The following is a 15,760-nucleotide window of genomic DNA, read 5'->3' on the forward strand; positions in this document are numbered from 1 at the left end:
AACTTTAATTCTATTTAGAAGTAAATAAAGCAAAACACATAACTTTATGTTATTAAGCTAGCAAAACATGGAATGTCCAAGCAACTCAGCCAATACTTAAATAAAGCCTTATCAATAACAAGTGTTGAAATAATTGCTCTAGGTTAATGATATATTGCAAATTTTCAGTTTAAATAAATACAAAACAAGTAAATTAATGAATACAACTAGCAGTTCCAGCAAAGCTAATCTGAGGATTTATAATGGCACCGAAACGACTTCAACCCCATGTAGATCAAATTCAAAATATTATCCAGGCAATGGATGCAGCTGACGAATGTACCACAGGTGAACTCAAAGCCATTGCTGAAGAACTTAACCTGGCTATCGCCAACCCAAAGCAAGGTACACCTGTTGAAACAATCATTGATCAGTTAGAACAAGAATTAATCAAATTTTCAGATAAGCACCCTGCTTTGGCTGAAGCAATACAACAACTACTGGATGGTTTAAAAAATATAGGCGTCTAAAAAAATATAACATTTTTATGGCTTTACAACGCCTGTAGTATCGCCTATATCCATAAAGACTATTACTCTTCGCGAATAATTTTTAGGCTTTGTTATCTTCGCTCTTGACCACCAAGGATGGTGGAAATGCAGATAATGCAGGAGCTATTAACTGTCACCCCAGTCATTTATTGAACATAAACTCCTGGGGGCAAGTCTGCTACTGTAAGACTTGCGGTAGCTACTTTAATTTATAAAGAAAGTGCTACTGGAACTCATTGCTTGATGCCTCGCCTAATAAAACTTCGCTGTGAGTATATACTTGTAGATATCTACACCTAAAATGAGTTGTACTGGGTATATATAACTCTGGGTATAAACTATAGAGCTTATAAGACGGACCGCTAATAATGTCGCAAGCGCTGATAGCACAAGCACTCAAATCACCTATTGGTGACAAGGCAGTGCTTCAGGCATACCAGGAGAGCCCCTACCTGGAGGTGTTGAACAAGCTATTACAAGAAATTGTACAACAGATTAACCAAGAACTGCCTAAAATAGCGGATATTACAACTAACTTATTTGGCGATATTATTAACCATCTAGACCCACTCAATTTTAATCGCAAAGTAATCGCTCAAATTTCTGGTCCTATTTGCATTCCACAGCAGTGCACTCATATTTTAGGGGTAACCGTTAAAGTTCCCTCTGTACCAATATGTACCGTAGGCACATTAAGCACTGGCTTTCATGAGCTAAAAGGATTATCAACATTACGCATAAATGACTTGCATATATACGACGTAAACACACCCACTGATGAAGATATTCAAGCCAATGGCTGCCTGGATTTTTACTTAGATAGCCTGATTGCAATGGGCTATGCCAAAACAACTGGAGGACCTAAACAACTCACCCAACCCACCTCAGCCTCAACTGTTGCTGTTATAAGTGGGCTAGCACCTAAAGCTAATGTAGACATTACCATGAGCACTAAACAAATGCGCCTAACAGAGGTGGTAGTCAACGAGTTTCGAATGCCCTACCAACAGCTAACGATTAACCTAAACGGGATAGGGCCATTTAATCAACTAGCACCTACTGTAAAAGAAGAGTTACAAGCTGCCATCGCCCCCCTTTTTACACAACATGGCATCATAGCTAAAGCTGTCGTACATGCCGTACAGTCAAAAATTGATAAGCTCATGGAAAAACAGAATACAACGGCAAATTATGAAGAGAACTAGTTTCATTGAATTTTAATCAACTCTGAAAGTCTATATACTGGGCTAATGCGATCAAGTATGGTTTCAGAAATATCTTTTTTAAAGTCAGAAGTACTATCCAGTTTATCTAGTCTTAATAAGTGCAAGCAATTTTTTTGATCTTTAATTATCTTAAATCACGATTAATTAACACCAATAAAAAAATACCCCCTTTTTATTAAGCAGTCTATTTCAAATTTCATGCTTTTATTCTAATGGAAAGATCCTATCCAACTGCTACAACAGTATTTTTTTCAGGTTAAGATATTTTAATAAAAAAAGATATCGTGGGAGTTTGTTATCGCATGTAGCTGTAAAAAATCCATTTAACCGAAGGTCAACCAGGCCCGCATAAACTCGTTTGATTCCAGCCGAGTAAATCGAGCTGAAGGAATTTTTTAAAATCATAGACTTACAAAAAAAGCCCGCATACTGCGGGCTATAAATAGCTTTAATGAAAAATCATTTAAGACTTAGGTTGCCATGCCTGTGCTAAAGTAGCTTTCAAAGGCTCTGATAATAGTGAGTGATCAGCCGTTGCAGCCCCACCAGACTCTTCAAAAGCCGCCATAGCCTGAACAAGTGTAGCTACATCATCATTGCCTAAAACTCCATCGGTAGTTTCTATTTCAGCAAGTTGCTGGTTTTCATTCGCAAACCAATTATCGATTGTAACCTTATCATCAGAGTCAATTACATCCACTATTAAATTGTCATCTTCACGATGGAACCACAAATGGTTTTTATCAATACCTGCTAACTGTAGTACATCATGCTCATCATCTGAGGTTTTAAGATTATTAATGCGATCCTGACCATCACCCGTTGCAAATAGGTAAGTATCACTACCTCGACCTCCAAGTAGTAAGTCATTTCCTTGATTACCACGTATTACATCATTACCTGCACCTGCATCAATGAAATCACCATCAGATGAGCCGATTATACTTTCAGCAGCTTTATTACCGTTATAAATATTGGCATACGCGAGTTCACTAGGCAGTCCTACATAACGTGGCGAGCCTGTTGGGTCTGGATTAGTTTTACCAAATACCTCAAATAATTGCTCACTTGTGATTTGCCCTCCATTAGCAAACTCAACCTGGTCAATTACATAGTCTCCACCCTGAAAATAGTTTTTCACAGTGATGCCATCCTGACTACCTGACACATTTAGTATCAGATCGTCACCTTGAATAACGAACTTTGATGCGACTTGGTTAAAGCTGACTCCTTCAAATCTTATTGTGTCAAACCCACCACCACGATTATCAATGATATCTTTGCCATCACCAGCTCTGAAAATATAACGATCATCTCCACGACCACCTATTAAGGTATCATTACCTTGACCACCTGTAATTGTATCGTTTCCACCATCACCTTTAATAATTTCAGCTAACTCAGATCCAGTTAAACTATTATCAGTGTTATCTCCATTAATTGTTTTCATTGTTTCAACAGAATCTATTGGTAACGACAAACCAAACACTTCAAATAACTTCTCTGCTGTAATTTCACCACCACTAGTAAAACTAATAGTTGCTATATTTGCTGTAGTGAAGAAATCTTTGATAACAACTTTATCTTGAGTACCAGATACGCTCAGTTGCAGATCGTCTCCAGATTTGAATAGGTTAGATGACACTTGGTTAAAACTGATCCCCTCAAAAACAAGGAGATTTTTACCGACAGTATCGATAATAGTGTCTTGGCCTGCTGCCACCTTAACAATATATTTATCATTACCATCCCCACCAAGTAAAACATCATTACCAGCATTACCATCTAATGTGTCATTACCTACCCCACCAATAAGCACTTCATCTCTTTCAGTACCTATTAATAAATCTTCACCTCCAATTTGTGGTGGATTCGTTGTTTCACCGCTGTTTTCGCCAGAGGTTTCTCCTTCACCACCTTCATTGTTTTCTCCGCCGTTATTGGTTTCACCTCCTTCTCCACCATTGCCGTTCCCACCATTATTACCGCCATTACCATTTCCTGTTTCAGAGCCAGTATTACCATTAGACTCTTCAGGCATTGGGGTTAAACGCTGGGAAATATTATTGGTAGAAATAGCATAACCACCATCACCCGGCTGGATATAACTGATCGCAGATTCACCACCAACAAAATGATTTTTAACGCGAACTTGTTGGTTAATATCTTGATCTACCAACATCACTAAATCATCACCATCTCGATGATAACTGATTCTGTCTCGACTAATTTCAATAAAAAAGACCCAATCTCGTCCACCACCTGTATTATCAATTACATCTTGACCACCATTGGCATGGTAGTAATAATGGTCATTGCCCTTACCACCTAGCAGTACGTCGTTACCACCACCACCAGATAGAACATCATCTCCTGCTTGACCTTCCAAACGATCATCTCCATCAGCTACGCCAGTACGACCATTGCCTCCCTGAATAAAATCGTTTCCATCACCACCTTCCAGCACATCATTGCCTAACATGCCAAATAGCGTGTCATTACCAGCCTGACCACGAATTAAATCTTTTCCTTCAGTACCAGATAACTCCTCAGATTTCTCAGTTCCATTGACTACTGCATCATAATCACCTTCAACTTCAACTTCACTGGCAGCTGATCGATGATTGATTTCAGCAGTAGTGATATAATTTCCACCATCTGGCTGTACATAACCAATAGCATATTCACCGCCTTGAAAATGATTAAGTACTCTAACTGCCGGCTGTTCAGCTTCATCTACATGAATGAGTAGATCATCACCATCACGAACAAAACTTAAACGTTCTTTGGTAATTCCATCATTAAAGAATATTCCATCATGGCCACCACCGGTGTTATCAATAATGTCCAAGCCACCTTGATAAACATATTTATCGTCACCTTGACCACCTGCGAGATGGTTACTACCTGAACCACCACTAAGCTGATCATCACCATCACCACCAACTAAGGTGTCGTCACCTTCACCTGCATTCAAATGGTCATTACCCTGGCCACCATCTAACTTATCATTACCTGTTTTACCCCAGATATTATCGTTACCTATACCACCATAAAGCTGGTCATTACCTTCTTCACCATCTAAATAGTCATCACCTGCTTCACCATAAGCAATATCATCACCTTTACGGGTAAATACCTTATCGTTACCAGCTCCTGCTTTGAAGGTTTCACCATACTCACGATAACCAATAAATGACTCTGCATTATCAGAACCTTCCCAAATAATGCGAGACTCAACATCGGTTGTTGTTAGTTTCGTACCATCAGCAAAAATAAATGTTTCGACTTTAAAATAATTGTGCGGTGAATTATTAAAATCAAGAAACCAGTTTTGGATGGTAACTTGATCATTACCATTTACATGGCGCGCCTGTAAATCATTATTCACACGAACAAAAGTTAAGTCTTCTGGTGTAATACCTTCGCCAAAAACTAATTTATCATTTGATGGACTTAAATTAGTTAATGCCTCATCACGACGAGTTTCTACTATTAAATCCTGCCCATCATCTAAATTAAATTGATAGGTTTCATCACCATAAGAACCGTATAAGGTATCGTTACCTTTACCACCCGCTAAGGTATTAGCAGCCGTATCCCACACACTATCGGCAGCATTGAGAGTATCATTACCATCACCACCCAATAAGGTATCTTCACCTTCACCACCTTCTAGTTGGTCGTCTCCAGCGCCACCTTGTAGATGGTCGTTGCCTGATTCCCCTTCAAGCACATCATTACCAGAGCCTCCTAACAGTTGGTCGTTGCCATTACCTCCAACCAGAGAGTCTTGCCCTTCATTACCAAGTAGCTGATCATCTCCCCAGCCACCCAGTAAAGTGTCATTACCTGTACCGCCATGGAGCGTATCAGCACCATACTGGCCTTGTAAGTGATCATCTCCTTGGCCACCATCTAAGACATCATCTCCGTCATTCCCTTCAATCGTATCGTCGCCAGAGTCTCCATATAATGTATCACTACCCATACCACCTTTAATTTGGTCTTTGCCAGCACCACCATGAACTATGTCCTTACCATCTTTGCTTTGAATCAAATCATCACCGATACCGGCATTGATAGTATCATCCTCTGCATGACCTTCAATATGGTCATCCTGGTCAGTTCCCAGTAATGCTTGGGCAAGCACTTCAGTTAAACGCCATTGGCTGCCATCATCAAATGTAATGATTTCTATAGCACCACTACCAGACTGTCCAACTTGATGACTAAAATAGTTAGCAATGTGTAAGCTTTCATTTGAAGCTTGATCAAAAATAACCAGATCATTGTTGTTACGACGAGTTAATAAATTAGTTGGTGTTACTCCACTCCAACGCAGATGATCTTGCCCATCTGAATCAACAATACGATTACTGCCGTCACCTTGATGAATAATATAGAGATCATCTCCATGACCACCCATTAGCGAGTCGTCACCTTTACCGCCTGTAAGAGTATCATCACCAGAGCCAGCCGATAGTTCATCACTGCCTTGGCCACCATCCAGAGTGTCATTGCCTGCACCAGCGATTAGTGTATCTTTTCCAACACCGCCAACAAGTTGGTCATCACCAGAACCACTATTCAACTCATCGTTTCCATCCCCACCAAGCAATTTATCTTTCCCTTCACCGGAATTAAGAGTGTCATCACCAGCGCCGCCATCTAAGTAATTGTCTCCCTCTCCTCCAGTTAATTGATCTGATCCATCTCCTCCTAATAATGAATCATTTCCATCATTACCAAAAAGAATGTCATCTTCGGCTCCGCCCTCTAAATGGTCATTTCCTTCGCCACCATAGAGACTATCTTTACCAGCCTCTCCTTTTAAAATGTCGTTGCCAAGACCACCATAAATGGTGTCACTACCATTTCCACCGTTGATTTCATCATCTCCAGCCACTGCTTGAATTTGATCATCACCATCAAGGCCATTAATAATATCGTTGTCCTTATGCCCACGAATAATATCCGCGTTAATTGTTCCTTTTAAAACTTGATCTTTTATTGCTTGGTAATTCCATTCAGTATCTGAAAGCTTAATTGCTTCAATAATGGTTTTAGGAATATCACCTTCTTTGTCATTAAATTGATCTTTGATACAAATAGAATTGTTATTTTCTACATTGCCATCACTATCGATAAAATAAATGAGTAAATCATTGTCGTGTCGTCTTAGCATTAACTGTCTTGCTTCGATATCAACAAGCCGCAATTGATCAGTGCCTTCGCTGTCAATGATTTCTTCGTTACCATCACCAGCATGGTAAATATAGGTATCATCACCATCACCACCAACTAATTGGTCATTACCAGTACCACCAGATAATTGATCATTCCCTTCACCACCATCCAGGTTGTCGTTACCTATTCCACCTTGTAACTGATCGTCTCCATGCCCCCCAAATAAACGGTCATCACCAGCATCTCCATTTAATTGATCATTACCACCATAACCGCCAAGATAATCATCTCCATCTTTACCACTAATGACATTATCAAGAAAATTTCCATGTAGTAGATCAACGAAAGGAGTTCCTTTAACCGACAACTCGGCAATAAGATCAGGGGAAAGCATCATTAAACTTTCAGGACCAGCGCCTAAACTAAACTGCCAACCACCAATAAACTCTTGAGGAGTAAAATAGTTTTTTATACGGATACTATCATCACTTGAATTATCTTCAAAAGTGATAATTAAGTCTCTATGCTTCCTACGGAAAATAGCTTTTTCTGGATCAAGTTTATCAACATAAATGGTAATTTCACCTTGATTATCCACAATTACATCATGACCATCACCTTGTGAAACAAAATAATCATCATTTCCATCGCCGCCATACAGCGTATCATTCCCTTTACCACCTTGTAGTGTGTCATCTCCTTCTCCACCCGTCAGTATATCTTCTCCATTACCAGCTAATAGGGTGTCATTTCCGCTATTGCCAACAAGGGAATTATTACCTTCGTTATCAATTAAAATATCGTCGCCAACACCACCATATAAGGTGTCATTACCTGCTCCGCCATCTAAAGTATCATTTCCTTTTTCACCATATAATCTATCATTTCCAGTCCCTCCATTTACGACATCATTCCCACCTAATCCGTAAAGCTTATCGTTTCCTCCCAGTCCTGTTATTTCATTATCTTCATCTGTGGCTTTAATGAAATCATCTAATTCGGAGCCTCTTAATACAGCTGCATCAATATAGCTTTGATCAATTAACGATCCGTCAGAGAAAATGATTTTATCAATTTCACTTCCACTGAAGTGGCTTCTTATTCTTATTTGATCTTCTGATCCATTGACATGGATAATTAAATCATCTGATTGCCTTTGTAAAATAATTGAGCTTTTAGAAATTCCTTGACCAAATTTAATTATATTTTCACTTTTTTCATCCCTCCCATTTTCTATGACATCCAGCCCATCGCCTATATTAAGTTGATAAATATTATTGCCTTTCCCTCCACTTAAATGGTCATCCCCTAGACCACCTTGCAAAATATCATTGCCATCTCCACCCTGAAGCTCATCATGCCCCTCACCACCTATTAATGTATCATCTCCAGCATCCCCAATCAGCGTATCATCTCCTAAAGCCCCCTTGAGTTCATCATTTCCATCTTTTCCATAAATAACGTCATTTCCACCAAGACCATTGAGATTATCGTTTTGAGAAGTGCCATGTAACTCATCAGCATCTGCAGTAATTTTTTGTAAAGCAACATTTATATTTTCAATATGCGAAGGACCTACCTCCATCTCGGAACCATCAGCAAATGATAATTTATCTATGCTATACCCACTGCTTCCTTCTCCTGCAAAGTGAGACTCTACCCTTATTTGGTCATCAGTATTTTTAATGGTGATAATTAAATCATCACCCATCCTCGACAATTCAATATCACTTTTATTAATTCCTTCATCAAAGGATATAATATCCAGCCTTCCAGCAGACTTATCGTAATTATTTATTCTATCTTTTCCAAACCCGCTAGCAAAACGATATGTATCACTTCCCTCATTACCTTCTAAATAGTCATTTCCACGACCACCATTTAACTGGTCATTACCAGCTGCTCCATAAAGATAATCATCTCCATCAAGACCAAATAGCACATCATTTTCATTATTTCCATATTGTCTATCATTTCCGTCAGATGCGCCGGTTGCTAATCCAAGCAATATATTAACTATTTTCGTACTGAAGTTATCACGAATACTAGGCTCATCCGTCACCCTAACAATTGATGCCCTGAGAAGCATTACATTTATTTGATTATAGGGGTTTACACCTCTAACCGACTGTAAAAAATCTTGAGCTAAGTCATAGGCTTTCGACACATCCGAAGCCATATCAGATAGAATTAATTCTACCGCTTTATCATAATTCCCTTTATATAAACCGTCACTTTCATCGAGATTGAAATCTATAGCCTTAAAGTATCGTGCTAAATTAGTTTTCGCTGAAAGCTGATAAAACACCGTATCTCGCAAGTTATCAAAATATCCCCTATACATTGCTGCATATTGCTGCCCTGATCCTCGTGGACGATCAACTTTATAACCGTAAAAAGCTTCTAAAGCACCTATTTTTCTTGCATCAACAGGCGACTGGTAATGCTTACGGTATTCACCTTCTTGATTAGTCCATTTAAAAATAATATCTGTGGTGAGCTTTAATCTCTGTTCTCTTGTATCAGCATTAACAAACTGTTCAACAAGTGATTTAAGATTGCCGGAAGTATCTCTTTGCATCGCTTGGCGTAAAGAACGTGCTATTCCATACCCAATAGCATCGGGTAGATTTTGAACTTCTCTAGATAAGCTTATACTCGAACTTGATTCATCTGTAAGAGTTCTATTAGATTTAAACCATATATCTGAAGCAGTATACTCATTACCATCACTTGTTTTATACTTTCCAATCTGCTTATGTTCATTTCCAAACTTATCTTTAAATGATGAGCTAGTATATTCAAGCTCTATTTCTGATATATTTTTTTCTTTTAATGAAAATAGCTCACCTTTATCAACTGAACCATTTTGGTTCAGGTCTTGAAATATTCTTAGATTTTCATATATTGAGTCTTCACTGTTTATAAGTTTATCGCCATTGTCATCGAATTGCTTTAACGCCTCAAAACCATTTTTAGCTTTCTCACCATTACTTAACAGGGTATTGCTACCAAATAACTCAGCACCACTTGAGATTTGCCCATCATTATTAATATCTCTAACAAGCAAACCATCATCTTTATCTATAAAGCCTGATAGTTCTTTAAAACCATCTCCATCGTGGTCAAAGAAAATATTTTTATCCAAGCCTACTGTTTCTATCCCGTCACCATCAAGATCTAAAGCAATTGGACTAGCTGGCGTAGGATCAGGCTTTGGAGGTGGTGGCGGCGGAGGGGTATCATCCTCTTCTAATAAAATTCCTAAATCCCCGTTGCTAAAGTTTTTAATAATCAAACCATTATTAACTAGCAAAGTGCTACCATTTAACTTATAAATCGTTCTTCCTTTTTTGTACTCACCTGGCGGGTCATCCTTCTTACGTTTACCACCAGTTAGTATCATTCCATTTAACTCAACACTTCCATCACCGTTAGAATCAATAATGGTATCTTTACTATCGACTATATATTTGTCGTTACCACTTCCACCTTTTAACGTATCATTTCCATCACCACCATCAAGGGTGTCAGCTCCATCACCACCTTCAATATTATCATTTCCACCATTACCATTTATTTCATCATCACCAGCAGCACCTTTGATGATATTATTGTCTTCATTACCTTCTATTTTATTATCGTATTTATTAGCTTCAACATTAGAAGCACCTTCTTCCATGATTATGGTTTCAATTTCAGCTTCATCCGAAAACTTATAATCAACAGAAACGTAGGCCTTATCGTCCCCTCTCTCTTCAGTTTCTATGATTTCATCGCCAGAGTTATCGATATAATAAATATCATCACCCAAGCCGCCAACTAGTGTATCATTATCTTCACCACCATCCAGCTCATCGTTACCTTCACCACCTTCAAGATAATCACTCCCTTCACCACCTTGAAAGTTATCATCTCCCTTCATACCAAATAAATAATCATCTCCATCACCACCCCGAAGATTGTCACCGCTTTCTCCACCAAAGACTATACGCTTAGTTTCAGCTATTCCACCATCTACGCCATTAACTTTTAATTCATATTTTTCGCCACTAGAATAGTCAGTAAATATTATATCTCCAACTATAGGTACAGGAAGCCCTAAAGGCATTTCAAATACGCCATCATCAGTTTGCCTACTTTGTCGGTACAGCTTTTCAAAAACCAAAAAAGCAGCTCGCTTATCTAGCCACTCTTCTGAAATAGCTCCATCTCCAGAATTTGGATTTTGCAAGCTTAAGTCGTAAGAATAATTATCTAAACTTACTGCAATTGGATTTAAGGTATATAGTGAATTTCTTACAGAAATATCTTGCTTGGCTAGCTCTATTATTTGTTGCTTGCTATCAGGTAGTAGTATAACAGATAGGCTTTGTTGAATTTTGGGAGATAGACTTCCAAAAAAGCTATTTGCTTGCTCAGAAAAATTATCAACATTTGTCTTAAATGCTGCTTTTTTTCCACTATAACCAGCTATTATCCAATCTAGCACAGTTTCTGTACCAGCTTTGCTTATTAATTCTCCAAACCGCTTCGCATCACCTGTTAACAAAGAGCTAATGTTATTGAATGCCATTGCTTTCAAGTCATCCCAGCTAGCCTCCTGAAATGTATCCCAACCTATCCCTAAGTCAGTAAGAAGCTGCTTATCAAGTGTAAAAAGCTGAACTCCTGCCTGTTTTGCTGACTCCCAAAGAGCTTTACTATATGCTTCATACGCAAATAGAATATTTTTTAAGTCATCAAATTTATCTAGATGCCCACCACCTGCGGTTAATAATCTATATGTCTGATTATCGCCAAAAGCTGAAAATAATATTGACCCTGCCCAACCAGCATTAATATCACCCCCAGCAGTGTCTTTATCATCTAAGCTTGCAAATAACGTTTGGCCAACACCTGTTGCATCCTTATCTGCAATATTTCTTATAGTTGGGAATAGCCAACGACCATCAGGTTGTTTACGCCTAGAATCTAGAACATCTTCCAATGCTTTTTCTGCTACTGCATTTGATGCTGCTTGCATTATCTCATCAGTATATGTAATCCCCCTCAATTCCATCTGTCGCTTGCTATATACACGAATTATTTCTGAGAACACACCTCTACCTGCATTTGCTTGCTCAGCTCCCTTAAACCACAACTTAACATCACTATCAGGTAACATTTCTGAAATGGCACGATATACATCATCGTACCTATTATTTTCATTGGGTCCTCTCCTTTGAAAATTTTTAATTATTTCAATTTGCTCTTGGCTAAGATAAATGTTTGTCATTTTGAAATTACTCTATTATTAATGAATTTACTTTACGAACAACATTTTGATGAATTTCACGCCAATAAGGCAGTAATTCATTGCTTATGAAATATGAAACATAAAAGCCATTTGGGTGCTGATACCCCCCCCAACATGTATCTATCTTTCCTATTGGATACCCTGTACATCTAAACTGAACTGGACCACCTAATGGGGTAGCTACTTGCTTAACACTTGATTGGTAACTTATATAGCCCCAGCCCCCACGATAATTTTTTGAATGAAATTCAGTCAATCCTAGTTCAGTATTATCAATCTCTTTGCTCCATTTGTTTGCTTGAAGCCGAAAATCTGAATTTTTAGGATTTTCATATAAAAACTTCTCCATTTCGACTCTTACCATCCAAGGCGCTAATATTCCGCCATCCCAGGTATGCTCAAGTAAATATGAAAAGTCCAAATATACTGTTAATGTATCTGTTTGGCCTGATTTAATATCTCCTACGGTATAAACATTCATAGGTATATCAGCAGGAATTTTGAATGCTATATTTTCAATACGAATAATATTTTCTTCTTCTTTTTTTATCCCATGAGCGTCAAGGTATTCAGGTGTATTTGCAGAGGGGTCTTTTTTACAGCCATAAGAGAATAGAATAATTATAATAAAAATCATTAAATAAAAAAAATTATTCATATAAACAAAGTGTTTTCTCTCTATCAGCAGCCTGGGAGTTTCCATTATTTATCTCATCATAAAGAGCTTTATAATTATATGGTACTTGATTTCTTAGTACCCATTTGCTTTATATTGCCCAACTTATAGCCATTAACCAGATACATGCCAACCTTATTAGTGAGACTTTTGATTACAAGCCATAGTTGGATAAGTAACGCTTGTATATTTAAACAAAGAAGTACTGGCAACAACATACTACTAGTGATTACTAGAAAATGAACAATTATGGTGAGAACTGTGTTTAATGGTTGAATTTCTATACTTTTCAGCTGATATCCCTTCATTAGTAACATCTCTTACTTCACTACCCGAAGACCAAGCCAAAAACGGGAAAATAGCATATATATAATTGGAAAGAAGCATGCAACAACTGTACTTTATTTAAACAACACTATACATACACCATAAGCAATATATCAAACCATACTATAACCTACCGCTAGATTTTTTCAATACGCGTTCTGCAAAAGCATCATTCACAAGGGAACTCACAACACCAAATAACTGTTAGCGCTTACAATCAGTACTTATTACTGCTCCTCCTATCTCCTTATTTTTAAATATGGTAGAGTTTGACACTTCCTGTAAAAAAGCATTATTTCGTTGTATGGATATTAGCCCATCATTTTTTCCTACTTTTCAAACAGCATGTTCTTTCCATCATCAAGGTCAATATCAGGCTGCTATTGATGTTTACTTTGATTGTTTAAATTTTGCGCCCAACAATGTTGATATATTATCCAATCTTGGTTCAGCCTTAGTATCTAATCGTCAGCACAAGACTGCTGAAGCCTATTTTAAGAAAGGGTTATATTTAAACCAAGGTCATCCAAAGATACTCACAAACTATGGCAATCTATTGCGTAAACAAGGCCGCTTTGCTGAGGCTGAAATATTATACAAACGGCTACTAACTCATCATGGAGACAAGAAAGAATATTTATTATTGGCTGGGATGCTGTACCGTGATTGGCATAAACCACTTGTAGCTCTAGATTATTTCCGTAAAGTCCAAGAGATTGATTCTGAACATGAAAACGTTATATGGGAACTATCACGTATGTATTTGGAGGCAGGCTATTATGATAAGGGCTTTGAATTATTTGACGCACGTTTTCAACTTGATGGGTTTGGTTCAAGAGACATACCAGGCAAACCATGGAATGGAGAACCCTTAGTTGGAAAATCACTGCTAGTAACTGCCGAACAGGGGTATGGTGATATACTACAGTTTAGTCGGTTTATTGCTCTTTTAGTAAGAAAGTCCCATGGCCGAATTTTCTGTGAACTCCCCAAACCAATTTTTACCTTATTTTGTAAAACTCCAGGAATCAAGTGGCTAATTAAAGGTGAAGAGCTGCCTAATTGTGACTATCATATTCCAATTATGAGTCTAGCCAACAGACTAGGCTGTTCAGAAAATAATATTCCTGCACCTTGGTGGCCACCTGGGCTAAAAAAATATAAAAATCCGGTCAACTCTAACCAATTAAAAATTGGCTTAATATGGTCAGGTAAACCAACCCCCACTGACAGGTCTATTGATCTAGAAGACCTTATACCTTTATTAAGTCACCCTCGGTTTGAATGCTTTAGCTTACAAATTGACAAGAAAAAAGAAGCCATAAACAATGCGATGGCTACACAGCTAATAACAGACTTAAGTGATGAAATAAATAATTTCTCTGACACTGCAAGACTCATGCAACAGTTAGATCTTATTATTAGCGTTGATACAGGCCCTGTCCATCTTGCTGGATTACTGGGAATACCTACCTGCTTATTGGTTCATTACACTTCTGACTGGCGGTGGCGCTTGGAGAAACACACAACACCTTGGTATCCGTCAATGAAGTTGTTTTGCCAAGAGGAATGGGGTTGTTGGGATAAACCACTGGTGGGCCTTGCAAGATATTTAGATAATTTAGCTAAAAATACCAGAGAGGTTATTACACAAATAAAAAAACCAACCAGCTAACTAAAGAACCCGCTTGATATCCTTCGTGAATAATTTTTAGCGTTTGTTGTCTTCACTCCTCACCCAATCACCTATTATTTATAGGCTCATGGGCTTCGTCGATCAACAGCCGCCTCTAAAAACCCTACACTTTGGATATGTTAACTGGCTGGGGTTATATGCAATAAATAAGCATGAGGCAAATATTCTTATCTTTGCAATGCTGCAAGATAAGAGACTCACTTGTTATAAATAGCAAACTGCTTTTTGCTGCTCAACTATCTTTACATTGCTTACAGTAGTAAGGCGACCAAATCACTTTTTGGCCATCTCTAAAAATAGTAATTTTTAGAGATGGCCTTTTACTTTAATTAAGCCAGACCAAAATCCAGGATCATTTTTTCTAATTTGTCTAAATTGGGAATTATTGCTGGTTCGCCTGCTGCTTGAACGGCGACCATTTCTACTTCACCGACTTTTTCATCCTGTTTTACTATTTCACTTTCAGTGAGTTTTACTGAATGGGGGATACCTTGGACAATAATTGCGTAAAAAGATAATTCCCGCTGGCCAGTTATGCCGTTAACAATTGCAACCCGGGCATTTGCTGTATCACCGCGATATTCTTCGCCATTGGCAATTTCAAATGATACGACAGGGATAGTTTGTTCGCGCCAAGTCAGTTGTCCTAAATGCCATTCTGGGGTGTCGCCTGATGCATTGGGTTTTTCAAAATTAATTAATTCTGCAATGGTAACGTTGGGTACTAATAACATTTTATCTTGTATTGGTACCAGTAAAGCGGATAGCTGGCTTTCTTGTTCTGTTGCCATATTCAACTACCTATATTTTTAGCGA

Annotated in this window: 6 protein-coding genes; 3 read left to right on the forward strand and 3 right to left on the reverse strand. The window is 38.1% G+C overall.

Features of this window, described 5'->3' with window-relative positions; genetic code table 11:
• The first annotated feature begins 242 nt into the window (after positions 1-242).
• Together OQE68_RS10555 and OQE68_RS10560 are read left to right on the forward strand one after the other, a co-directional pair.
• Entirely contained in the window at positions 243-509 is a 267-nt protein-coding gene (locus OQE68_RS10555) for a DUF4404 family protein (protein ID WP_180566524.1), read from the forward strand.
• Between the two features lie 389 nt (positions 510-898).
• The gene (locus OQE68_RS10560; protein ID WP_180566525.1) at positions 899-1,735 is read left to right on the forward strand and encodes a hypothetical protein; all 837 of its coding nucleotides are present in this window, start codon (positions 899-901) and stop codon (positions 1,733-1,735) included.
• A 484-nt stretch (positions 1,736-2,219) separates the two neighbouring features.
• Here OQE68_RS10560 and OQE68_RS10575 read toward each other — a convergent pair whose 3' ends face one another.
• Positions 2,220-12,224, reverse strand: a complete 10,005-nt coding sequence (locus OQE68_RS10575) for a calcium-binding protein (protein ID WP_180566526.1) — start codon at positions 12,222-12,224, stop codon at positions 2,220-2,222.
• Between the two features lie 7 nt (positions 12,225-12,231).
• The gene (locus OQE68_RS10580; RefSeq protein ID WP_180566527.1) at positions 12,232-12,948 is read right to left on the reverse strand and encodes a hypothetical protein; all 717 of its coding nucleotides are present in this window, start codon (positions 12,946-12,948) and stop codon (positions 12,232-12,234) included.
• Between the two features lie 604 nt (positions 12,949-13,552).
• Here OQE68_RS10580 and OQE68_RS10585 point away from each other — a divergent pair.
• Complete coding sequence (locus OQE68_RS10585; protein ID WP_180566528.1) at positions 13,553-14,923, forward strand: tetratricopeptide repeat protein; 1,371 nt, start codon at positions 13,553-13,555, stop codon at positions 14,921-14,923.
• Between the two features lie 350 nt (positions 14,924-15,273).
• Here OQE68_RS10585 and OQE68_RS10590 read toward each other — a convergent pair whose 3' ends face one another.
• Positions 15,274-15,735 carry a chemotaxis protein CheW gene (locus OQE68_RS10590; protein ID WP_180566529.1) on the reverse strand — a complete coding sequence of 154 codons (462 nt, stop codon included), beginning with the start codon at positions 15,733-15,735 and terminating at the stop codon, positions 15,274-15,276.
• Between the last annotated feature and the right edge of the window lie 25 nt (positions 15,736-15,760).

Origin of the sequence: Spartinivicinus marinus (assembly GCF_026309355.1) — a bacterium.
GTDB lineage: Bacteria > Pseudomonadota > Gammaproteobacteria > Pseudomonadales > Zooshikellaceae > Spartinivicinus > Spartinivicinus marinus.

Excerpts from the sequence above, each read along its gene's own strand:
- OQE68_RS10555 (WP_180566524.1), top strand. The coding sequence starts at position 243 with ATGGCACCGAAACGACTTCAACCCCATGTAGATCAAATTCAAAATATT.
- OQE68_RS10560 (WP_180566525.1), top strand. The coding sequence starts at position 899 with ATGTCGCAAGCGCTGATAGCACAAGCACTCAAATCACCTATTGGTGAC.
- OQE68_RS10575 (WP_180566526.1), bottom strand. The coding sequence starts at position 12,224 with ATGACAAACATTTATCTTAGCCAAGAGCAAATTGAAATAATTAAAAAT.
- OQE68_RS10580 (WP_180566527.1), bottom strand. The coding sequence starts at position 12,948 with ATGGAAACTCCCAGGCTGCTGATAGAGAGAAAACACTTTGTTTATATG.
- OQE68_RS10585 (WP_180566528.1), top strand. The coding sequence starts at position 13,553 with ATGGATATTAGCCCATCATTTTTTCCTACTTTTCAAACAGCATGTTCT.
- OQE68_RS10590 (WP_180566529.1), bottom strand. The coding sequence starts at position 15,735 with ATGGCAACAGAACAAGAAAGCCAGCTATCCGCTTTACTGGTACCAATA.